This is a genomic window from Pseudomonas sp. P20 (assembly GCF_016463925.1).
GTDB lineage: Bacteria > Pseudomonadota > Gammaproteobacteria > Pseudomonadales > Pseudomonadaceae > Pseudomonas > Pseudomonas aeruginosa.
Map to the genome: position 1 here is coordinate 256349 of NZ_JAEMVM010000007.1, position 22357 is coordinate 278705.

General features: G+C 64.5%; 15 protein-coding genes and 1 pseudogene. 15 read left to right on the forward strand and 1 reads right to left on the reverse strand.

Going from position 1 to position 22357, the window contains the following annotated elements; all coding sequences use genetic code 11:
* Positions 1-27: 27 nt before the first annotated feature.
* From rpmE to JHD77_RS08675, 4 genes are all read left to right on the forward strand, one after another.
* Positions 28-243 carry a 50S ribosomal protein L31 gene (rpmE, locus tag JHD77_RS08660; protein WP_003095846.1) on the forward strand — a complete coding sequence of 72 codons (216 nt, stop codon included), beginning with the start codon at positions 28-30 and terminating at the stop codon, positions 241-243.
* Between the two features lie 74 nt (positions 244-317).
* On the forward strand, positions 318-1070 hold the full coding sequence (locus JHD77_RS08665; protein WP_009877201.1) for a thermonuclease family protein: 753 nt from the start codon (positions 318-320) through the stop codon (positions 1068-1070).
* The gene (locus JHD77_RS08670) at positions 1067-2506 is read left to right on the forward strand and encodes a M48 family metalloprotease (protein ID WP_003095844.1); all 1440 of its coding nucleotides are present in this window, start codon (positions 1067-1069) and stop codon (positions 2504-2506) included. The genes JHD77_RS08665 and JHD77_RS08670 overlap by 4 nt, the downstream gene beginning before the upstream one ends.
* 102 nt (positions 2507-2608) lie before the next feature.
* The gene (locus JHD77_RS08675; RefSeq protein WP_003103278.1) at positions 2609-3877 is read left to right on the forward strand and encodes a malic enzyme; all 1269 of its coding nucleotides are present in this window, start codon (positions 2609-2611) and stop codon (positions 3875-3877) included.
* 104 nt (positions 3878-3981) lie between these two features.
* Here the strand turns inward: JHD77_RS08675 and JHD77_RS08680 are convergent, their stop codons facing one another.
* Positions 3982-6453: a penicillin-binding protein 1A gene (locus tag JHD77_RS08680; protein WP_031756300.1), complete on the reverse strand. Its 2472-nt coding sequence runs from the start codon at positions 6451-6453 to the stop codon at positions 3982-3984.
* 184 nt (positions 6454-6637) lie between these two features.
* Here JHD77_RS08680 and pilM point away from each other — a divergent pair, with 184 nt between their 5' ends.
* The 11 genes and pseudogenes from pilM (at position 6638) to hemE (ending at position 22351) form a co-directional block, all read left to right on the forward strand.
* Positions 6638-7702, forward strand: coding sequence for a type IV pilus assembly protein PilM (pilM, locus tag JHD77_RS08685; RefSeq protein ID WP_003110888.1), 1065 nt, complete (start codon positions 6638-6640; stop codon positions 7700-7702).
* A complete protein-coding gene (gene pilN / locus JHD77_RS08690) occupies positions 7702-8298 on the forward strand; it encodes a type 4a pilus biogenesis protein PilN (protein ID WP_003095839.1) in 597 nt (198 codons plus the stop codon). The genes pilM and pilN overlap by 1 nt, the downstream gene beginning before the upstream one ends.
* Positions 8295-8908, forward strand: a pseudogene (gene pilO, locus JHD77_RS08695) (type 4a pilus biogenesis protein PilO). Before pilN ends, pilO begins: the two are co-directional and overlap by 4 nt.
* Positions 8905-9429 carry a type 4a pilus biogenesis lipoprotein PilP gene (pilP, locus tag JHD77_RS08700; protein ID WP_003095836.1) on the forward strand — a complete coding sequence of 175 codons (525 nt, stop codon included), beginning with the start codon at positions 8905-8907 and terminating at the stop codon, positions 9427-9429. The pseudogene pilO and the gene pilP overlap by 4 nt, the downstream one beginning before the upstream one ends.
* A 53-nt stretch (positions 9430-9482) precedes the next feature.
* Positions 9483-11627 (forward strand): type 4a pilus secretin PilQ, encoded by a 2145-nt coding sequence (gene pilQ, locus JHD77_RS08705; protein WP_003123619.1) that lies wholly within the window; start codon positions 9483-9485, stop codon positions 11625-11627.
* 11 nt (positions 11628-11638) lie between these two features.
* Entirely contained in the window at positions 11639-12157 is a 519-nt protein-coding gene (gene aroK, locus JHD77_RS08710) for a shikimate kinase AroK (RefSeq protein ID WP_003095833.1), read from the forward strand.
* A 49-nt stretch (positions 12158-12206) separates the two neighbouring features.
* Positions 12207-13313 carry a 3-dehydroquinate synthase gene (aroB, locus tag JHD77_RS08715; protein WP_003107839.1) on the forward strand — a complete coding sequence of 369 codons (1107 nt, stop codon included), beginning with the start codon at positions 12207-12209 and terminating at the stop codon, positions 13311-13313.
* A gap of 6 nt (positions 13314-13319) precedes the next feature.
* Positions 13320-14975 carry an AAA family ATPase gene (locus tag JHD77_RS08720; protein WP_023084645.1) on the forward strand — a complete coding sequence of 552 codons (1656 nt, stop codon included), beginning with the start codon at positions 13320-13322 and terminating at the stop codon, positions 14973-14975.
* Positions 14976-15199: 224 nt separating this feature from the next.
* Positions 15200-19645 carry a glutamate synthase large subunit gene (gene gltB / locus JHD77_RS08725; protein WP_003103700.1) on the forward strand — a complete coding sequence of 1482 codons (4446 nt, stop codon included), beginning with the start codon at positions 15200-15202 and terminating at the stop codon, positions 19643-19645.
* Positions 19646-19673: 28 nt separating this feature from the next.
* On the forward strand, positions 19674-21107 hold the full coding sequence (locus JHD77_RS08730) for an FAD-dependent oxidoreductase (protein ID WP_003095829.1): 1434 nt from the start codon (positions 19674-19676) through the stop codon (positions 21105-21107).
* A gap of 176 nt (positions 21108-21283) precedes the next feature.
* On the forward strand, positions 21284-22351 hold the full coding sequence (gene hemE / locus JHD77_RS08735) for a uroporphyrinogen decarboxylase (RefSeq protein ID WP_003103698.1): 1068 nt from the start codon (positions 21284-21286) through the stop codon (positions 22349-22351).
* The last annotated feature ends 6 nt before the right edge of the window (positions 22352-22357 follow it).

A 22357-nucleotide genomic window follows, 5' to 3' on the forward strand; every position in this document is an offset into this window, starting at 1 on the left:
GGCACACAACGCCTCGAGGATTGAATCATGAAAGCGGACATCCATCCGACTTACGAAGCTATCGAAGCTACCTGCAGCTGCGGTAACGTCATCAAGACCCGTTCCACCCTGTGCAAGCCGATCCATCTGGACGTGTGCTCCGAATGCCACCCGTTCTACACCGGCAAGCAGAAGGTGCTGGACACCGGCGGCCGTATCGACCGCTTCAAGCAGCGTTTCGGCGTATTCGGCGCCACCAAGTAAGCCGCTTGCCGCGAACGCGCGCAATGCTACTTGTCGCTGTACCGAGAAAGGCGTCCCTGGTGGGCGCCTTTTTCATGTCCGTGGTTTCCGCCTTCGCCGGTGCGGCGGAGGCCTGCCGGCCTACCGGCGCCTTGCAGAACGTCGAGGTGGCGCGGGTGGTGGACGGCGATACCGTGCGCCTGCGCGATGGCCGCAGCGTGCGGCTGATCGGTATCAACGCGCCTGAGCTGGCGCACAACGGTCGCACCACCGAGCCCTTCGCCGAAGCCGCGAAGCAGCGACTGCAGGCGCTGGTATCGGCCAGCGACGGGCGTCTCGCCCTGCAGCCGGGCCGCCAGGCCCGCGATCACTACGGGCGGACCCTGGCGCACCTGTTCGATGCCAGCGGCGCCAACCTCGAGGCGCGCCTGCTCGGCGAGGGCCTGGGCTACCTGGTGGCGGTCGCGCCGAACACCGAGCTGACGGCCTGTCAGCAAGCGGCGGAACGTGCAGCGCGTTCGGCTAATCTGGGTGTATGGAAGCGTTCGCCGGTGCTTTCGCTCGATCGACTGGCGCAGAGCGGCTTCGCCGTGGTCCGCGGGCGGGTGCTCGAGGTCGAACGCAACCGGGGCGGTATCTGGCTGGAGATGGACGGTCCGCTGGTCCTGCGGATCGAGCCGAAGGTGCTCAAGGCGTTCGATGCGAAACGGGTGATGCAGATGGCGGGACGTTCGCTGGAAGTGCGTGGCTGGGTGGTCGATCGTTCCCGCCGTGGCGCTGTGCCGGCCGGCAAGGCGCGCTGGCAGATGTCGGTGACCGATCCGGCGATGCTGGAATGGTTGCCATGAAGACCGCCTGGCTCCTGCTGCTGTTGCTGGGAGTCGGCGCGCTGGGCGGCTGCGCGGTGAACCCGGCCACCGGCAAGAGCGATTTCGTGATGATGAGCGAGCAGCAGGAACTCGGCATGGGCGCTCGCTACAACCAGGAAATCCTCAAGCAGTTCCCCCGCTACAACGATGAAAAGCTCCAGGCCTACGTGCAACGGGTAGGCGAGCGGGTCGCCCGCAGCAGCCACCGCAGCAATCTGCAATATCATTTCACCGTCATCGATTCGCCGGACATCAACGCCTTCGCCCTGCCGGGCGGCTACATCTATATCCATCGCGGACTGATCGCCTACCTTGGCTCCGAGGCCGAACTGGCCGCGGTGCTCGGTCATGAGGTCGGCCACGTCACGGCGCGCCACAGCGTGCGCCAGCAGAGCCAGGCCAGCGCCTGGAACATCCTTGGCCAGGCGGTGGCGATCGGCACCGGGGTCGGTGCCGCCGGCGACCTGGCCAACGTGCTCGGCACGGCCTTCGTCCGCGGCTACGGGCGTGACATGGAACTGGAAGCCGATGGTCTCGGCGCTCAGTACCTGGCCCGCGCCGGCTACGATCCGACGGCGATGATCCAGGTGGTGCGGGTGCTGAAGAACCAGGAGGACTTCGCTCGCGAAGAGGCTGCGCGCAATGGCCAGGCGGTACAGGCCGGCGGCTACCACGGGTTGTTCGATACCCATCCGGACAACGACCGGCGTCTGCAGGAAGTGGTCGGCCCGGCCCGGCAACTGGCCAACGGACAGCAGGAAGTGGGGCGCGAGGTCTTTCTTCGCCATCTGGAAGGCATGCCGTTCGGCGACTCGGCATCGGCCGGGGTGCGTCGCGGGCAGAACTTCTACCATGCCGAGCTGGACTTCACCCTGAGCTATCCGGCGGGCTGGAAGATCCTCAACCAGCCCAGTGCCCTGCTTGGCTATCCGGCGGACGAGCAGTCGTTCATCGGCATGAAGCTGGTGCCCCATGATTCCCGCCTGACGCCCGCGGAGTTCCTGCGCAAGAACGCCGGGCAACGGCTGGCCCAGGAAGAGTCGCTGAAGCAGGCAGGACTGAACGGCTACACGGCGGTGGTGCCAGGCAACCCGGCGCGACGGGTTGCTGTGATCTACCAGGGCGACCGCGCCTACCTGTTCGTCGGCGTGGTCAAGGTCGGTTCCCTGGAGACCCAGGACGACCGCTTCCTCAGCGTGATCCGCAGCTTCCGTCCGCTGCGCGACAAGGAGCGGGCCCTGGCGCAGCCGCGACGCCTGCACCTGGTGCAGGTCAAGGCGGGGCAGACGCTGGAGCAATTGGCGGCTGGCGGCGAGGGGTCATTGAGTGACTCCGTGGCTCGTCTGCGTCTGCTGAATGACCTTTATCCGAGCGGTGAACCCCGTCCGGGCGATTGGCTTAAAGTCGTACGCTAGAGGTCTTGACAGCCGGGTCCTGACGATCTTGTGGGGCGTCGTCTTCTTGCGTATGCTCGGTCGCCCCGTCTGTCCAACAAGCAATAAAGCGGAAGTGCCCAAATGTCCGATCTTAAAACCGCTGCCCTCGAATATCACGCACAACCCCGTCCGGGAAAACTGAGTGTCGAGCTGACCAAACCCACCGCTACCGCCCGGGACCTGTCCCTGGCCTACAGCCCGGGTGTCGCCGAGCCGGTGCGTGAAATCGCCCGCGATGCCGAGCTGGCCTACCAGTACACCGGCAAGGGCAACCTGGTGGCAGTGATTTCCGACGGCACCGCGATTCTCGGCCTGGGTAACCTCGGCCCGCTGGCCTCCAAGCCGGTGATGGAAGGCAAGGGTGTGCTGTTCAAGCGCTTCGCCGGCATCGACGTGTTCGACATCGAGGTCGACGCCGAGAGCCCGCAGGCTTTCATCGATACCGTCAAGCGTATTTCCATCACCTTCGGCGGTATCAACCTCGAGGACATCAAGGCTCCCGAGTGTTTCGAGATCGAGCGCGCGCTGATCGAACAGTGCGACATCCCGGTGTTCCACGATGACCAGCACGGCACCGCCATCGTTACCGCGGCGGGCATGCTCAACGCGCTGGAACTGGCCGGCAAGAAGCTGGAAGAAGCGAAGATCGTCTGCCTCGGCGCCGGCGCTGCCGCCATCTCCTGCATGAAGCTGCTGGTGAGCATGGGCGCCAAGGTCGAGAACATCTACATGATCGACCGCAAGGGCGTGATCCACGCCGGTCGCGACGACCTGAACCAGTACAAGTCGGTGTTCGCCACCGAGACCGACAAGCGCACCCTGGCCGACGCCCTGGAGGGCGCCGACGTGTTCGTCGGCCTGTCCGGCGCCAACCTGCTGGAGCCGGAAGACCTCAAGCGCATGGCGCCGAACCCGATCGTGTTCGCCTGCTCGAACCCGGACCCGGAGATCAAGCCGGAACTGGCCCATGCCACCCGTAACGACGTGATCATGGCTACCGGTCGTTCCGACTATCCGAACCAGGTCAACAACGTGCTCGGTTTCCCCTTCATCTTCCGTGGTGCCCTGGACGTACGTGCCACGCGCATCAACGAAGAGATGAAGATCGCCGCCGCCCTGGCCCTGCGCGACCTGGCCAAGCAGCCGGTCCCGGAAGACGTCTGCGCCGCCTATGGCGTGGACAAGCTGGAATTCGGCCGCGAGTACATCATTCCGAAGCCGATGGACAAGCGCCTGATCACCGTGGTTTCCGATGCCGTGGCCAAGGCTGCCATCGAGACCGGCGTGGCTACCCTGCCGTATCCGAAGAACTATCCGCTGAAATCGGTGGACGACGTCTTCAACGGCTGATCGATCGATCCGCCGGATAAAAAGAAACCCCGCCTTGGCGGGGTTTCTTTTTGCCTGCGCCTCGCGCTCCCGTCGTCGCCAACGAAGCGCAGGCGCCGGCCGGTTCAGAACAGGTCGATCGGCGCGCCTTCGTCATCCGGCAGCGGGCTGCCAGGGAAGCTGCCTGGCGGCAGTTCATTGACCGAGGGCGGGGTATCCTCGTTCTTGAACATCTCGAAATAGGCGCCGGGAGTGCCCGGCGCGGCCGAACGGCCGGTCACCGGGTCGATGCGCAGGCTGACGATGCCTGGCGGCTCGGCCATGGTGTGCATCGGCTTGTCCTTGAGGGCGAAGCCCATGTACCTGATCCAGATCGGCAGCGCGACGGTACCGCCGTACTCGCGGCGACCCAGGGTCTCCGGCTGGTCGAAGCCGACCCAGACGCTGGTCACGTAGTCGGAGTTGTAGCCGGAGAACCAGCCATCCTTGGAATCGTTGGTGGTGCCGGTCTTGCCGGCTAGGTCGGTGCGCTTCAGCGCCAGGGCGCGACGCCCGGTACCGCGCTTGATCACGTCCTGCAGCATGCTGGTCATGATATAGGCGGTACGGGCATCGATGATCCGCTCGGCCGGGGTCGGCTCGAAGGTGGTCTGGGCCTTGGCGGCGACTTGCTGGGCTTCGATCGAACCTTCGCCTTCGGCGCTCTCCGGATGCTCGGGGTCACCAGGATTCCCGGCGTCTTCCGCATCCGGCGCAGCGACCTGTTCTTCCACCGGCACGCGGGGCGGATTGGCCTGGTACAGCACCTGTCCGTCGCGGCTCTCGATGCGTTCGATGACGTACGGATTGACCTTGTAGCCGCCGTTGGCGAATACGCTCCAGGCGCCGGCGATTTCCATCGGTGTGACTGTCGCGGTACCCAGGGCCAGGGAGAAGTTGCGCGGCAGTTCGTCGCGCTGGAAGCCGAACTTGGTGATGTAGCTGATCGCCCGCTCGATGCCCAGGCCCTGCAGGACGCGGATCGAGACCATGTTGCGGGACTTGTACAGGGCTTCGCGCAGCGGGATCGGGCCGAGGAAGGTATTGGTGTCGTTCTTCGGTCGCCAGACCTTGTCCAGGTACTCGTCGACGAACACGATCGGCGCATCGTTGACCAGGCTGGCGGCGGTGAAGCCGTTGTCCAGGGCCGCGCTGTAGATGAACGGCTTGAAACTGGAGCCCGGCTGGCGCTTGGCCTGGATCGCGCGGTTGTAGTTGCTCTGCTCGAAGGAGAAGCCGCCGACCAGCGAGCGGATCGCCCCGTCCTTCGGGTCGAGGGAGATCAGCGCGCTCTGTGCGGCGGGAATCTGTACGAAGCGCAGGGTGCCGTCTTCCTGGCGCTGCACGCGGATCTGGTCGCCGGCCTGGGCCACGTCGGCGGGCTGGCGCGGCATCGGGCCCATGCTGTTGTTGCTGAGGAAGGGGTGTGCCCATTTCATGCTGTCCCAGGTCACGGCTTCTTCCTTGCCGTCGCGGGTCATCACCATGATCCCGCTCTTTTCCACCTGGGTGACGATCGCCGGCTCCAGGCCGCCGATGCTGCGCTGCTGGCCCAGGTGCTTGAGCCAGGCGTCGCGGGTCTGGCCCGGCAGGCGGGTCTCCGGGCCGCGGTAGCCGTGGCGCTGGTCATAGTCGATGAGGCCGTCGCGGACCGATTGGCTGGCGGCGTTCTGCAGGTCGCTGCGGACCGTGGTGATGACCTTGTAGCCCTCGGTATAGGCCTCGCTGCCGTAGCGGCCGACCATCTCGGCACGGGCCATCTCGGCGATGTAGGGCGCATTCAGTTCGGGGGTCTGCACGTGGTAGGAGGCGTTGATCGGCTCCTCGACGGCGGCCTGGTAGCGTTGCTGGTCGATGAAGCCGAGCTTGAGCATGCGCTCGAGGATCCAGTTGCGCCGCTCCGTACTGCGGGTCGGGTTGACCAGCGGGTTGTAGCGCGAGGGCGCTTTCGGCAGGCCGGCGATCATCGCCATCTCGGCCAGGCTCAAGTCTTTGATCGGCTTGCCGTAATAGACCTGTGCGGCAGCCTCGATGCCATAGGCACGGTTGCCCAGGTAGATCTTGTTGACGTAGAGCTCGAGGATCTCGTCCTTGGTCAGCTGTCGCTCGATCTGCAGGGCCAGGAGGATTTCATTGATCTTTCGCGAGAAGCTTCTTTCATTGGTAAGGAAGTAGTTCTTCGCTACCTGCATGGTGATGGTGCTGCCGCCAGTCTGGATGTGACCGCTTTTCAATAATTGCGCGGCGGCGCGCATTAGGCTTTTCACATCGACGCCATAATGGTTGGCGAAATTGTCGTCCTCGGCGGACAGCAGGGCATGGATGAAGTCCTGCGGGATGTCGGCGAAGCGGATCGGCGTCCGGCGCATCTCGCCGAACTCGGAGATGAGCTTGCCGTCCTCGCTGTAGACCTTGAGGGGGATCTGCAGCTGGACGTTACGCAGAGCTTCCACCGAGGGCAGGCTGGGACTCAGATAGAGATAGGCGCCGCTGAAACTGAGCAGCACTCCACAAATCAGGGTGACGCAAGTCCACCACAGGAACTTCAGCAGGCGCATGGGTAGATTCGGATTTCCAGGAAAAAGAAAGAGTTAAGCGAATAGGACAGGAAAAAGGCAAAAGCTGTTCACATTATAAGCAATTTTTCTGTGACCTAGCCATTTGCCTGGCCTTCGGCTCTGGTATCTAATGTGAAAAAAGAAGAATCGTTCGTAAGTATTGAACGCTAATAGGGAATTGGTCGTGCTAGGGCTCATAAAGAAGAAAGCGAACACCTTGCTGGGGATCGACATCAGCTCGACCTCGGTAAAGCTCCTTGAGTTGAGCCGCTCCGGAGGCCGCTACAAAGTGGAGGCCTATGCCGTCGAGCCGCTTCCGCCGAATGCAGTCGTGGAAAAGAACATCGTCGAGCTGGAAGGGGTCGGCCAGGCGTTGTCACGGGTGCTGGTCAAGGCGAAAACCAACCTGAAGTCGGCCGTGGTCGCCGTCGCCGGTTCGGCGGTGATCACCAAGACCATCGAGATGGAGGCCGGGCTTTCCGAGGATGAACTGGAAAACCAGCTGAAGATCGAGGCCGACCAGTACATCCCCTATCCGCTGGAGGAAGTCGCCATCGACTTCGAGGTCCAGGGGCTCTCCGCGCGCAATCCCGAGCGCGTGGACGTACTCCTGGCCGCCTGTCGGAAAGAAAACGTCGAGGTTCGCGAAGCGGCCCTGGCGCTGGCCGGCCTGACCGCCAAGGTGGTCGACGTCGAGGCCTACGCGCTGGAGCGCTCCTATGCGCTGCTGAGCAGCCAGCTGGGTGCCGACACCGACCAGTTGACCGTGGCGGTAGTGGACATCGGCGCGACCATGACCACCCTGAGCGTCCTGCACAACGGACGCACCATCTATACCCGCGAACAGCTGTTCGGCGGTCGCCAGCTCACCGAGGAGATCCAGCGGCGTTACGGACTCTCGGTGGAGGAAGCCGGTCTCGCCAAGAAGCAGGGCGGTCTTCCGGATGACTACGACAGCGAAGTTCTGCGTCCGTTCAAGGACGCCGTGGTGCAGCAGGTTTCCCGCTCGCTGCAGTTCTTCTTCGCCGCCGGACAGTTCAACGACGTCGACTACATCGTCCTGGCGGGCGGTACGGCGTCTATCCAGGATCTCGATCGGTTGATCCAGCAGAAGATCGGCACCCCGACCCTGGTCGCCAACCCGTTCGCCGACATGGCGCTGAACGGCAAGGTGAATGCCGGCGCCCTGGCCAGCGACGCTCCGGCGTTGATGATCGCCTGCGGCCTGGCGTTGAGGAGTTTCGACTGATGGCACGGATCAACCTTCTACCCTGGCGCGAAGAGCTGCGCGAGCAGCGCAAGCAGCAGTTCCTGGTGATTCTTGGCGGCGTCCTGGTGGCATCGGCTGCACTGGTATTCCTTGGCGACCAGTACTTCACCGCGGCCATCGAGAACCAGAACGCCCGCAACGACTTCCTGCGCAAGGAAATCGTCGTACTCGACGCCCGGATCAAGGAAATCAGCGAACTGAAGTCGCGGCGCCAGCAATTGCTCGAGCGGATGAAGATCATCCAGGACCTGCAGGGCAACCGTCCCATCATCGGACGGGTGTTCGACCAGCTCGTGCGGACCTTGCCCGACGGCGTGTATTTCACCGACCTGAAGATGACCGGCAAGAACATCGCCATCGCCGGCGCGGCCGAGTCCAACAACCGCGTTTCCAATCTCATGCGCAACATGGACGCGTCCGAGTGGCTGACCGCCCCGACCCTGAACGAGGTCAAGGCGGTGACCCAGGGCGCGGTGGACCAGGCCAACGTGTTCCAACTGACCGTGCAGCAGACGCAGCCCGGCGAGGAAGACGCCAAGGCGAAGCATGGGGTTGCGCAAGGAGCCAAGAAATGAGTCTGGCCAGTTCCCTGGAAAGTCTGCGCAAGATCGATATCAACGATCTCGACCTGAACAACATCGGTTCCTGGCCGGCGGCGGTCAAGGTCATCGTCTGCGTGCTGCTGACCGCGGCGGTCCTGGCGCTGGGCTACAACTTCCATCTGAGTGACATGCAGGCTCAGCTCGAACAGCAGGCCGCGGAAGAGGAGACGCTCAAGCAGCAGTTCTCCACCAGGCCGCGAACCTGGAAGCCTACAAGGCACAGATGAAGGAGATGGAAGAGTCCTTTGGCGCCTTGCTGCGGCAGTTGCCCAGCGACACCGAGGTACCCGGGCTGCTCGAGGACATCACTCGTACCGGCCTGGGCAGCGGCCTGGAGTTCGAGGAAATCAAGCTGCTTCCCGAGGTTGCCCAGCAGTTCTACATCGAGCTGCCGATCCAGATCAGCGTGGTCGGCGGCTACCACGACCTGGCGACCTTCGTCAGCGGCGTGTCCAGCCTGCCGCGGATCGTCACCCTGCATGACTTCGAGATCAAGCCGGTCGCGCCCGGCAGCACGTCCAAGCTGCGCATGAGCATCCTGGCCAAGACCTATCGCTACAACGACAAGGGGCTGAAGAAATGAGAGCCCGCCTGATTCTGAGCAGCCTGCTGCTCGCCAGCCTGGCCGGATGCGGCGGCGGTTCCGATTTCGCCGATCTGCAGTCCTACATGGACGAGGTTCGCGCCCGGCCCAAGGGCACTATCGAGCCGTTGCCGAAGTTCCAGCCGTACGAGGCCTTCACCTATAGCGCCGCGTCGCTACGCAGCCCGTTCCAGCCGCCGGTGAAGATCGACCTGACCGTGCGGCAGAAGGGCAACAAGGTGATCAAGCCCGACGAGACGCGGGTCAAGCAGTTCCTGGAAGGCTTCAACATCGAGACCTTCGAGATGGTCGGCACCCTGTCCAACGCCCAGGGCACCTTCGCCCTGGTGAAGGGCGCGGGTGGCGTGCACCGGGTGAGGGTCGGGGACTACCTGGGGCGCAACGACGGCAAGGTCGTCGGCATCAGCGAAGGAAAAATAGACGTGATCGAAATCGTTCCTGACGGAGAGGGGAACTGGCTGGAGCGTCCGCGCAGCCTGACTCTCAAGGAACGCTCCTGAGGGCGGGGAAAAACATGCATAACCAACAGCAGTCTGTACAACGGAGTCGGACGATGAACAGTGGCCTCTCGCGCCTCGGGATCGCTTTGCTGGCCGCCATGTTCGCGCCGGCATTGCTCGCCGCGGACCTGGAGAAACTCGACGTGGCGGCATTGCCTGGCGACCGGGTCGAGCTAAAGCTGCAGTTCGACGAGCCCGTCGCCGCGCCGCGTGGCTATACCATCGAGCAGCCGGCGCGAATCGCCCTCGATCTGCCGGGGGTACAGAACAAGCTCGGCACCAAGAACCGGGAGCTGAGCGTGGGCAATACGCGCAGCGTCACGGTGGTCGAGGCGAAGGATCGCACACGGTTGATCATCAACCTGACCACGTTGTCGTCCTACACCACCCGGGTGGAAGGCAACAACCTCTTCGTGGTGGTCGGCAATTCGCCGGCCGGCGCCAGCGTCGCTTCCGCCGCTCCGGTCAAGGCTAGCCCGGCTCCGGCCAGCTATGCCCAGCCGATCAAGCCCAAGCCGTACGTGCCGGCGGGTCGTGCCATTCGCAACATCGATTTCCAGCGTGGCGAAAAGGGCGAGGGCAACGTGGTCATCGACCTGTCCGACCCGACCTTGAGCCCGGATATCCAGGAGCAGGGCGGCAAGATCCGCCTGGACTTCGCCAAGACCCAGCTGCCGGATGCGCTGCGGGTTCGCCTGGACGTCAAGGACTTCGCCACGCCGGTGCAGTTCGTCAACGCCAGCGCGCAATCCGACCGTACCAGCATCACCATCGAGCCGAGCGGGCTCTACGACTATCTGGTCTACCAGACCGACAATCGCCTGACCGTCAGCATCAAGCCGATGACCACGGAAGATGCCGAGCGGCGCAAGAAGGACAATTTCGCCTATACCGGCGAGAAACTGTCGCTGAACTTCCAGGACATCGACGTGCGTTCGGTACTGCAACTGATCGCCGACTTCACCGACCTGAATCTGGTGGCCTCGGATACCGTGCAGGGCAATATCACCCTGCGCCTGCAGAACGTGCCGTGGGACCAGGCGCTGGACCTGGTACTGAAGACCAAGGGCCTGGACAAGCGCAAGCTCGGCAACGTACTGCTGGTGGCCCCGGCCGACGAGATCGCCGCCCGTGAGCGCCAGGAGCTGGAAGCGCAGAAGCAGATCGCCGAGTTGGCGCCACTGCGCCGGGAACTGATCCAGGTGAACTACGCCAAGGCCGCGGACATCGCCAAGCTGTTCCAGTCGGTGACCAGCGATGGTGGCCAGGAAGGCAAGGAAGGCGGGCGCGGCTCGATCACCGTCGACGACCGCACCAACAGCATCATCGCCTATCAGCCCCAGGAGCGACTGGACGAACTGCGGCGGATCGTTTCGCAGCTGGATATTCCGGTGCGCCAGGTGATGATCGAGGCACGCATCGTCGAGGCCAACGTCGGTTACGACAAGAGTCTCGGTGTGCGCTGGGGCGGCGCTTATCACAAGGGCAACTGGAGAGGCTACGGCAAGGACGGCAATATCGGGATCAAGGACGAGGACGGCATGAACTGCGGCCCGATCGCCGGCAACTGTACTTTCCCCACCACGGGAACCAGCAAGTCGCCGTCGCCGTTCGTCGACATCGGCGCCAAGGATGCCACCTCCGGAATCGGCATCGGCTTCATCACCGACAATATCATCCTCGACCTGCAACTGTCGGCGATGGAAAAGACCGGCAACGGCGAGATCGTCTCCCAGCCCAAGGTCGTGACCTCGGACAAGGAAACCGCGAAGATCCTCAAGGGCCAGGAAGTACCCTACCAGGAGGCCAGCTCCAGTGGCGCTACCAGCACCTCGTTCAAGGAGGCCGCGCTGTCCCTCGAGGTGACCCCGCAGATCACCCCGGACAACCGGATCATCGTCGAAGTGAAGGTGACCAAGGATGCGCCGGACTTCGATCGCGCACTGAACGGCGTACCGCCGATCAACAAGAACGAGGTGAACGCCAAGATCCTGGTCAACGACGGCGAGACCATCGTCATCGGCGGCGTGTTCAGCAACACCCAGAGCAAGTCGGTGGACAAGGTGCCGTTCCTCGGCGACCTGCCTTACCTGGGGCGGCTGTTCCGGCGCGATACGGTCTCGGACGTGAAAAACGAACTTCTGGTTTTCCTGACACCGCGGATCATGAATAATCAGGCCATCGCAATCGGTCGCTGATATCGAACAACGTGGTCAACCTGATCCTCGTCGGCCCGATGGGTGCTGGAAAGAGCACCATCGGGCGCCTGCTCGCCAAGGAGCTGCATCTCGCGTTCAAGGACTCCGACAAGGAGATCGAACAGCGGTGCGGCGCGAATATCCCATGGATCTTCGATGTCGAGGGCGAGGTCGGTTTCCGCGAGCGCGAGCAGGCCATGCTCACCGAACTCTGCGCCGCCGACGGCATGGTGATCGCCACCGGCGGCGGGGCGGTGATGCGCGACGGTAACCGCCAGGTGCTGCGCGCCGGTGGCCGGGTTGTGTACCTGCATGCCTCGGTCGAGCACCAGATCGCGCGCACGGCGCGGGACCGCAACCGCCCCTTGTTGCAGAAGCCCAACCCGGGACAGATCCTCCGCGACCTGATGGCGCTGCGCGATCCGCTCTACCGCGAAATCGCCGATGTGGTGGTGGAGACCGACGAAAGGCCGCCGCGCCTGGTCGTCCAGGAAATTCTCGAACGCCTGCGCAAGTTGCCGCCCCGCTGAGGCGCGGCGAATTGCGTTATCCTATTGCCCTTTCCTGTCTGGGGGCCTCATGCGCACACTTCACGTCGATCTAGGCGAGCGTAGCTATCCCATTTACATCGGTGAAAACCTGCTGGGCGACGCCCGCTGGTTCGCGCCGCATATCGTCGGTCGCCGGGTCGCGGTGATCAGCAACGAAACGGTCGCTCCTCTCTATCTGGAAACCCTGCTCAAGGCACTGCAAGGCCATGAGGTCACCCCTGTGGTGCTGCCCGACGGCGAGGCCTACAAGCAGTGGGAAACCCTGCAACTGATCTTCGATGCCCTGCTGAAGGAGCGGCATGACCGCAAGACTACCCTGATCGCCCTGGGCGGCGGCGTCATCGGTGACATGGCCGGTTTCGCCGCGGCCTGCTACCAGCGTGGGGTCAACTTCATCCAGGTGCCGACCACCCTGTTGTCCCAGGTCGACTCCTCGGTGGGCGGCAAGACCGGGATCAACCATCCGTTGGGCAAGAATATGATCGGTGCGTTCTACCAGCCCCAGGCGGTGGTCATCGACACCGCGTCGCTGAAGACGCTGCCGTCCCGCGAGCTGTCCGCCGGGCTGGCGGAGGTGATCAAGTACGGTTTCATTTGCGACGAACCGTTCATCACCTGGCTGGAAGAGCACATGGATGCCTTGCTGGCACTGGAGCCGACCGTTGTCACCGAGGCCATCGAGCGCTCTTGCGCGGCGAAGGCCCGCGTGGTGGGCGCCGACGAGCGCGAGTCGGGCGTGCGTGCCACGCTGAATCTCGGCCATACCTTCGGTCATGCGATCGAGACCCAGCAGGGTTACGGCGTCTGGCTGCACGGCGAAGCGGTAGGGGCGGGAACCGTGATGGCACTCGAGATGTCGCATCGGTTGGGTTGGCTGAGCGCCGCCGAGCGCGATCGCGGTATCCGCCTGCTGCGCCGGGCTGGCCTGCCCGTGGTACCGCCGGCCGAGATGACGGCGGAAGATTTTATGGAACACATGGCCGTCGACAAGAAAGTGCTCGATGGCCGCCTGCGTCTGGTTTTGCTGCAAGGACTGGGGAATGCCGTGGTCACCGGCGATTTTCCCCGTGAGATCTTGGACGCGACCCTGCGCACCGACTATCGGGCCTTGGCCGACCAGCTTGGAGATGAATGAGGTCCCATGACCAGCTTGCATGCCGATGAGGCCTTCCTGGGCCACTACCAATTCAGTCACGACCCGTTCGCGCCGCGCGTTCCGGGTTTCAAGTTCTTCCCGGCGCAGCGCAAGCCGGTGCTCGGCCAGTTGCACCATCTGGCCCGCTACAGCCAGCTCCTGCTGCTGGTCACCGGGCCCCTGGGCAGCGGCAAGACCCTGCTGCGCCAGGCGCTGGTGGCCAGCACCAACAAGGATGCGGTCCTCAGCGTGGTGATCTCGGCGCGCACCGCCGCCGACGAGACTTCGTTGCTGCGCCAGGTGGCGCAGGGCCTGAGCATCAACCAGGCGAGCCTGGAGGCGATCCTGACCAAGGTGGCGCAGCTGGCGATCACCGGGCAGGACGTCTACCTGATGGTGGACGATGCCGAACAGCTCCAGGACAGCGCGCTGGAAGTGCTGTTGCTGCTGGCTTCTGGCACCAACGAGGGACGCCTGCATGTATTCCTGTTCGGTGAGCCGTCGTTGCTGCCGCGCCTGGAGGTGTTTTCCGAGGGTGAGGAGCGCTTCCATGCCATCGAATTGCAGCCATACAGCGAAGAGGAAACCCGCGACTACCTGGCCCAGCGTCTCGAGGGCGCCGGGCAGGGCATCGAGCTGATTTCCAACGACCTGCTGGTGGACATCCACGAGCAGTCGGAAGGCTGGCCGGGAGCGATCAACCAGGTCGCCCGCGATGCCCTGATCGAAGCGATGCTGGCCAATCGTGGCGCAGCGCGCAAGGCAACCGGAGGGTCTTTCAACTTGCCCAAGAAGCATCTGGTGATTCTTGCGGTCGTGGCCATCGGCGTGATCGCCGCCTGGTTCATGCAAGGCAAGAGCAAGCCGGAGGCGCCGCAGACCGCCTCTACCGAATTGTCCATGAATGGTGGTACGCCGGCCCAGGCCCAGCAGCCGGGCAGCGGCCCGGCCGTGGAGTTCAACGGCTCCAGCCAGCCGTTGCCGCTACCGTTGGTCGGCGAGTCGCAGCCGGTCATTCGCGAGCCGCTGGCCCAGGCCGCCGGGCAAGGTGGCGACGACGAAGGCGGCCTGCCGTCCGCCGCGGTGCCGCCTACCGTTTCCAGCTCGGCTCCTCCGGTGACGCCGCTGGCCAACAACGGCGTCACGCCGATGCATCCGGTGCCGCCGGCGCCGACCGAACCGACCGCGCCTGCGGCGACCCCGACTCCGGCGCAGGCCCCGGCACCGGCCGCGCCGGTCGCCAGCGCCCCGGCCAGCAAGCCGGCCCCGGCCCCCGCTCCGGCCAAGCCGGCGGTGAGCAAGCCGGCCACCACCACCGCGGCGAAGCCGGCCCCGGCTCCGGCCGCCAAGCCGGCCAGCGGTGGCGGTGCGGGAAGTCAGTGGTATCGCAACCAGTCTGGTGGTAACTTCGCCCTGCAGATCCTCGGTACCGGCTCCGAAGCCAATGCCCAGGCGTTCATTCGCCAGCAGGGCGGCGGCGATTTCCGCTACTTCAAGAAAACCCTGCAAGGCAAGCCGTTCTACGTCGTCACCTATGGCAGCTTCCCGAACCGTGCCGCCGCCCTGGCCGCAGTGAAAAAACTGCCGTCCAAGGTGCAGGCCGGCAAGCCGTGGCCGCGTACCTTCGCCAGCATCCAGCAGGAGATCGGCCAGGCGCATTGATCCGACCTGCCGTCGCCTCTTGACGAAACTCGCTAGTCGTTAGCATGACCGGCGGGTTTCGTCTTTCATTTTGGCGACATTGAATTTCATTTTCTCGCCGCAAAATTTGTGAGGCCTTGTGCACCTATGTACAATGGCCTCCCTTTGCCTGTCGAAAACTCGCCGCATGAGCGGGTGACAGGCGAAGTAGATGACTAAAAAAGTTTTGCCGGTGAGAGTTCCTTATGAAAGCAGGTCTGTACCATCCTGAAACGTTCAAGGATAACTGCGGATTTGGCCTGATCGCCCATATGCAGGGCGAGCCGAGCCATCAACTTCTGCAAACCGCAATCGAAGCACTGACCTGCATGACCCACCGCGGTGGGATCAATGCCGATGGCAAGACCGGGGACGGCTGCGGGCTGCTGATCCAGAAGCCCGACCTGTTCCTGCGTGCCGTCGCCAGGGAAGCCTTTTCTGTCGACCTGCCCGAGCAATACGCGGTGGGCATGGTGTTCTTCAACCAGGACCCGGTGAAAGCCGAGGCGGCACGCGAGAACATGAATCGCGAGATCGTCGCCGCCGGACTGGAGCTGGTCGGCTGGCGCAAGGTGCCGATCGATACCAGCGTTCTCGGCCGCCTGGCGCTGGAGCGCCTGCCGCAGATCGAACAGGTGTTCATCGGCGGCGCCGGCCTGAGCGACCAGGACTTCGCCATCAAGCTGTTCAGCGCACGGCGCCGCTCGTCGGTGGCCAACGCCGCCGACAGCGACCACTACATCTGCAGCTTTTCGCACAAGACCATCATCTACAAGGGCCTGATGATGCCGGCCGACCTGGCCGCCTTCTATCCGGACCTTGGCGACGAGCGCCTGCAGACCGCGATCTGCGTATTCCACCAGCGCTTCTCCACCAACACCCTGCCGAAATGGCCGCTGGCGCAGCCTTTCCGCTTCCTCGCCCACAACGGCGAGATCAACACCATCACCGGCAACCGCAACTGGGCCCAGGCGCGGCGGACCAAGTTCACCAACGAACTGATCCCCGACCTGGAAGAGCTAGGCCCGCTGGTGAACCGCGTCGGCTCCGACTCGTCGAGCATGGACAACATGCTCGAACTGATGGTCACCGGCGGCATGGACCTGTTCCGCGGCCTGCGCATGATCATCCCGCCGGCCTGGCAGAATGTCGAGACCATGGACGCCGACCTGCGCGCGTTCTACGAGTACAACTCGCTGCACATGGAGCCCTGGGATGGCCCCGCCGGCGTCGTGCTGACCGACGGTCGCTATGCCGTCTGCCTGCTCGACCGCAATGGCCTGCGCCCGTCGCGCTGGGTCACCACGAAGAACGGCTACATCACCCTGGCCTCGGAGATCGGCGTCTGGGACTACAAGCCCGAGGACGTCATCGCCAAGGGTCGCGTCGGTCCGGGGCAGATCCTCGCGGTGGACACCGAGACCGGCCAGGTCCTGCACAGCGACGACATCGACAACCGCCTGAAGTCGCGCCATCCCTACAAGCAATGGCTGCGGCAGAATGCCCTGCGCATCCAGGCGACCCTGGACGACGACCATGGCGTGGCCAGCTACGACGCCGACCAGCTCAAGCAATTCATGAAGATGTTCCAGGTCACCTTCGAGGAGCGTGACCAGGTGCTGCGTCCGCTCGGCGAGCAGGGCCAGGAAGCGGTGGGCTCCATGGGCGACGATACGCCGATGGCGATCCTCTCCCGGCGCATCCGCTCTCCGTACGATTACTTCCGCCAGCAATTCGCCCAGGTCACCAACCCGCCGATCGACCCGCTGCGCGAAGCCATCGTGATGTCCCTGGAAACCTGCCTGGGCGTCGAGCAGAACATCTTCGAGGAAGCCCCGCACCATGCCAACCAGGCGATCCTCACCACTCCGGTGATCTCGCCGGCGAAGTGGCGGACCATCATGACCCTGGACCGCCCGGGCTTCGACCGCCACTTCATCGACCTCAACTACGACGAGTCGATGGGCCTGGAGGCCGCGGTGCGCAACATCGCCGACCAGGCCGAGGAAGCCGTGCGCGGCGGCAAGGTGCTGCTGATCCTCAGCGACCGCCATATCGCTCCCGGCAAACTGCCGGTGCATGCTGCCCTGGCCGTCGGTGCGGTGCACCACCGCCTGGTGCAGACCGGGCTGCGCTGCGACTCCAACATCCTGGTGGAGACCGCCACCGCCCGCGATCCGCACCATTTCGCGGTGCTGATCGGCTTCGGCGCCTCGGCGGTCTATCCGTTCCTCGCCTACGAGGTGCTGGCCGACCTGATCCGCACCGGTGAAGTGCTGGGCGACCTCTACGAGGTGTTCAAGTACTACCGCAAGGGGATCTCCAAGGGCCTGATGAAGATTCTCTCGAAGATGGGCATCTCCACCGTCGCGTCCTACCGTGGCGCGCAGCTGTTCGAGGCGGTGGGCCTGTCCGACGAGGTCACCGACCTGTGCTTCACCGGAGTCGCCAGCCGCATCCAGGGCGCGCGCTTCGTCGATATCGAGAACGAGCAGAAGCTCCTGGCCGCCGAGGCCTGGAGCAACCGCAAGCCGATCCAGCAGGGCGGCTTGCTGAAATTCGTCTATGGCGGCGAATACCACGCCTACAACCCGGATGTGGTGAATACCCTGCAGGCTGCCGTGCAGCAGGGCGACTACGAGAAGTTCAAGGAATACACCGCGCTGGTGGACCAGCGCCCAGTGTCGATGATCCGCGACCTGTTGCAGGTGAAGACCGCCGCGCAGCCGCTGGCGCTCGACGAGGTGGAGCCGCTGGAAGCCATCTTCAAGCGCTTCGATGCCGCCGGGATTTCCCTTGGCGCGCTGTCGCCGGAGGCCCACGAGGCGCTGGCCGAGGCGATGAACACCCTGGGCGGTCGCTCCAACTCCGGCGAGGGCGGCGAGGACCCGGCGCGCTACGGCACGCTGAAGAGTTCGAAGATCAAGCAGGTGGCTACCGGCCGCTTCGGCGTGACCCCGGAATACCTGGTCAACGCCGAGGTCCTGCAGATCAAGGTGGCCCAGGGCGCCAAGCCCGGCGAGGGCGGCCAGTTGCCGGGCGGCAAGGTCAACGGCCTGATCGCCCGCCTGCGCTATGCGGTGCCCGGCGTGACCCTGATCTCGCCGCCGCCGCACCACGACATCTACTCCATCGAAGACCTGGCGCAGCTGATCTTCGACCTCAAGCAGGTCAACCCGCAGGCGCTGGTATCGGTGAAGCTGGTATCCGAGCCGGGCGTCGGCACCATCGCCGCCGGCGTGGCCAAGGCCTATGCGGACCTGATCACCATCTCCGGCTACGACGGCGGTACCGGCGCCTCGCCGATCACCTCGATCAAGTACGCCGGCTCGCCCTGGGAACTGGGCCTGGCGGAAACCCACCAGACCCTGCGCGGCAACGACCTGCGCGGCAAGGTCCGGGTGCAGACCGATGGCGGCCTGAAGACCGGCCTGGACGTGATCAAGGCGGCCATTCTCGGCGCCGAGAGCTTCGGCTTCGGTACCGCGCCGATGATCGCCCTGGGCTGCAAGTACCTGCGCATCTGCCACCTGAACAACTGCGCCACCGGCGTGGCGACGCAGAACGACAAGTTGCGCAAGGACCACTTCATCGGCACCACCGCGATGGTGATCAACTTCTTCACCTTCATCGCCACGGAAACCCGCGAGTGGCTGGCGCGCCTCGGCGTGCGCAGCCTGGGCGAGCTGATCGGCCGCACCGACCTGCTGGAGATCCTCCCCGGCGAGACCGCCAAGCAGCAGAATCTGGATCTCGCTCCGTTGCTGGGCAGTGAGCTGATCCCGGCCGACAAGCCGCAGTTCTGCGAGGTGGAGAAAAACCCGCCGTTCGACCAGGGCCTGCTGGCCGAGAAGATGGTCGAGCTGTCGAAGGCCGCCATCGAAGGCCTGAGCGGCGGCGAGTACGAGCTGGACATCTGCAACTGCGACCGATCCATCGGCGCGCGGGTATCCGGCGAGATCGCCCGCCTGCACGGCAACCAGGGCATGGCCAAGGCACCGGTGGTGTTCCGTTTCAAGGGCACCGCGGGACAGAGCTTCGGCGTGTGGAACGCCGGTGGCCTGCACCTGTACCTGGAAGGCGACGCCAACGACTACGTAGGCAAGGGCATGACCGGCGGCAAGCTGGTGATCACCCCGCCCAAGGGCAGTCCGTTCAAGACCCAGGAATCTGCCATCGTCGGCAACACCTGCCTGTACGGCGCCACCGGCGGCAAGCTGTTCGCCGCCGGAACCGCCGGCGAGCGCTTCGCCGTGCGCAACTCCGGTTCCCATGCGGTGGTGGAAGGTACCGGCGACCACTGCTGCGAATACATGACCGGCGGTTTCGTCTGCGTGCTGGGCAAGACCGGCTACAACTTCGGCTCCGGCATGACCGGGGGCTTCGCCTACGTCCTCGACATGGACAACACTTTCGTCGACCGCGTGAACCACGAGCTGGTGGAAATCCAGCGGATCAGCGGCGAGGCGATGGAGGCCTATCGCAGCCACCTGCGCAAGGTCCTGGTCGAGTACGTGAACGAAACGGCAAGCGAGTGGGGCGCGAACATCCTGGAAAACCTGGATGACTACCTGCGTCGGTTCTGGCTGGTGAAACCGAAGGCGGCCAGCCTCGGTTCGCTGCTGACCAGCACCCGTGCCAACCCGCAATAAGCGCCCGAAGTTGTGATGAGGTTTCGATATGTCTGAACGTCTGAATTCCGACCGCCTGAACAACGACTTCCAGTTCATCGAAGTCGGGCGCAAGGACCCGAAGAAGAAGCTGCTGCGCCAGCGCAAGCGCGAGTTCGTGGAGATCCACGACCTGTTCAAGCCGCAGCAGGCCGCCGACCAGGCCCACCGCTGCCTGGGCTGCGGCAACCCGTACTGCGAGTGGAAATGCCCGGTGCACAACTTCATCCCTAACTGGCTGAAGCTGGTTTCCGAAGGCAACATCCTGGCCGCCGCCGAACTGTCGCACCAGACCAACACCCTGCCGGAAGTCTGCGGCCGGGTCTGCCCGCAGGATCGCCTCTGCGAGGGCGCCTGCACCCTCAACGACGGTTTTGGCGCGGTGACCATCGGCTCGGTGGAGAAGTACATCACCGATACGGCCTTCGCCATGGGCTGGCGTCCGGACCTGTCCAAGGTTAAGCCGACCGGCAGGCGCGTCGCGGTGATCGGCGCCGGCCCGGCCGGCCTCGGCTGCGCCGACGTGCTGGTGCGCAACGGCGTGACCCCGGTGGTGTTCGACCGCAACCCGGAGATCGGCGGCCTGCTGACCTTCGGCATTCCCGAGTTCAAGCTGGAGAAGCACGTCCTCAGCCGTCGCCGCGAGGTGTTCACCGGCATGGGCATCGAGTTTCGCCTGAACACCGAGATCGGCAAGGACGTGACCATGGAGCAGTTGCTCGATGAGTACGATGCCGTGTTCATGGGGATGGGCACCTACACCTACATGAAGGGCGGTTTCCCCGGCGAGGACCTGCCGGGCGTACACGACGCCCTGGACTTCCTGATCGCCAACGTGAACCGCAACCTCGGCTTCGAGAAGTCGGCCGAGGACTTCGTCGACATGAAGGGCAAGCGCGTGGTGGTCCTGGGCGGCGGCGACACCGCGATGGACTGCAACCGCACTTCGATCCGCCAGGGCGCCAAGTCGGTGACCTGTGCCTATCGCCGTGACGAAGAAAACATGCCGGGCTCGCGCAAGGAAGTGAAGAACGCCAAGGAAGAGGGCGTGAAGTTCCTCTTCAACCGCCAGCCCATCGCCATCGTCGGCGAGGACCGGGTGGAAGGCGTGAAGGTGGTCGAGACCCGTCTCGGCGAGCCGGACGCCCGCGGCCGCCGCAGCCCCGAACCGATCCCCGGATCCGAGGAGATCATCCCGGCGGAAGCCGTGCTGATCGCCTTCGGCTTCCGGCCGAGTCCGGCGCCGTGGTTCGAGCGCTTCGAGATCGCCACCGACAGCCAGGGCCGCGTGGTGGCTCCGGCGCAGGCGCAGTTCAAGCACCAGACCAGCAACCCGAAGATCTTCGCCGGTGGCGACATGGTCCGTGGTTCCGACCTGGTGGTGACGGCGATCTTCGAAGGACGTACCGCGGCCGAAGGCATCCTCGACTACCTTGGCGTCTGACCCGCGGCGCCACCGGCGCTGCGACAAATCACCGCGATAGACAAAAGGCACGGCCCCCGCCGTGCCTTTTGTTTTGTGCTTTGCGACAATAGCGGCCCTTTTCGCCCGCCGGCCTGTGGATAACCCCCTTCCGCACGCGCCCGCGTGAAGCCAGCAGCCTTTGATCGGATGCCGTTATGACTGCCCTGAAGAACGACCGCTTCCTCCGCGCCCTGCTCAAGCAGCCCGTCGATGTCACCCCCGTCTGGATGATGCGCCAGGCCGGTCGTTACCTGCCGGAATACCGTGCCACCCGTGCCAAGGCCGGCGATTTCATGAGCCTGTGCATGAACCCGGAGCTGGCCTGCGAAGTGACCCTGCAGCCGCTGGACCGTTACCCGCAGCTGGACGCCGCGATCCTCTTCTCCGATATCCTGACCATTCCCGATGCCATGGGCCAGGGCCTGTACTTCGAGACCGGCGAAGGCCCGCGCTTCCGCAAGGTGGTCTCGTCGCTGGCCGACATCGAGGCGCTGCCGGTTCCCGATCCGGAACAGGACCTGGGCTATGTGATGGATGCCGTGCGCACCATCCGCCGCGAGCTGAACGGCCGCGTACCGCTGATCGGCTTCTCCGGCAGCCCCTGGACCCTCGCCACCTACATGGTCGAGGGCGGCTCGAGCAAGGACTTCCGCAAGTCCAAGGCGATGCTCTACGACAACCCTCAGGCCATGCACGCTCTGCTGGACAAGCTGGCGCAATCGGTGACCAGCTACCTCAACGGGCAGATCCACGCCGGCGCCCAGGCGGTGCAGATCTTCGACTCATGGGGCGGCAGCCTGTCGGCGGCGGCCTACCAGGAGTTCTCCCTGACCTACATGCGCAAGATCGTCGATGGATTGATCCGCGAGCACGACGGACGCCGGGTGCCGGTGATCCTCTTCACCAAGGGAGGCGGCCTGTGGCTGGAGTCGATGGCCGAGGTCGGCGCCGAGGCGCTGGGCCTGGACTGGACCTGCGACATCGGCAGCGCCCGGGCCCGTGTCGGTGAGCGCGTAGCCCTGCAAGGCAACATGGATCCCTCGGTGCTCTACGCCAATCCGGCGGCGATCCGCGCCGAAGTCGCGCGGATCCTGGCGGCCTACGGCAAGGGTACGGGGCATGTGTTCAATCTTGGCCACGGCATCACCCCGGAAGTCGACCCGGCCCATGCCGGCGCCTTCTTCGAGGCGGTGCACGAGTTGTCGGCGCAGTACCACGGCTGAGCCGGA

Bases quoted from the DNA above. Each gene is read 5' to 3' on its own strand.
- rpmE (WP_003095846.1), top strand. From the start codon at position 28: ATGAAAGCGGACATCCATCCGACTTACGAAGCTATCGAAGCTACCTGC.
- JHD77_RS08665 (WP_009877201.1), top strand. From the start codon at position 318: ATGTCCGTGGTTTCCGCCTTCGCCGGTGCGGCGGAGGCCTGCCGGCCT.
- JHD77_RS08670 (WP_003095844.1), top strand. From the start codon at position 1,067: ATGAAGACCGCCTGGCTCCTGCTGCTGTTGCTGGGAGTCGGCGCGCTG.
- JHD77_RS08675 (WP_003103278.1), top strand. From the start codon at position 2,609: ATGTCCGATCTTAAAACCGCTGCCCTCGAATATCACGCACAACCCCGT.
- JHD77_RS08680 (WP_031756300.1), bottom strand. From the start codon at position 6,453: ATGCGCCTGCTGAAGTTCCTGTGGTGGACTTGCGTCACCCTGATTTGT.
- pilN (WP_003095839.1), top strand. From the start codon at position 7,702: ATGGCACGGATCAACCTTCTACCCTGGCGCGAAGAGCTGCGCGAGCAG.
- pilP (WP_003095836.1), top strand. From the start codon at position 8,905: ATGAGAGCCCGCCTGATTCTGAGCAGCCTGCTGCTCGCCAGCCTGGCC.
- pilQ (WP_003123619.1), top strand. From the start codon at position 9,483: ATGAACAGTGGCCTCTCGCGCCTCGGGATCGCTTTGCTGGCCGCCATG.
- aroB (WP_003107839.1), top strand. From the start codon at position 12,207: ATGCGCACACTTCACGTCGATCTAGGCGAGCGTAGCTATCCCATTTAC.
- JHD77_RS08720 (WP_023084645.1), top strand. From the start codon at position 13,320: ATGACCAGCTTGCATGCCGATGAGGCCTTCCTGGGCCACTACCAATTC.
- gltB (WP_003103700.1), top strand. From the start codon at position 15,200: ATGAAAGCAGGTCTGTACCATCCTGAAACGTTCAAGGATAACTGCGGA.
- JHD77_RS08730 (WP_003095829.1), top strand. From the start codon at position 19,674: ATGTCTGAACGTCTGAATTCCGACCGCCTGAACAACGACTTCCAGTTC.
- hemE (WP_003103698.1), top strand. From the start codon at position 21,284: ATGACTGCCCTGAAGAACGACCGCTTCCTCCGCGCCCTGCTCAAGCAG.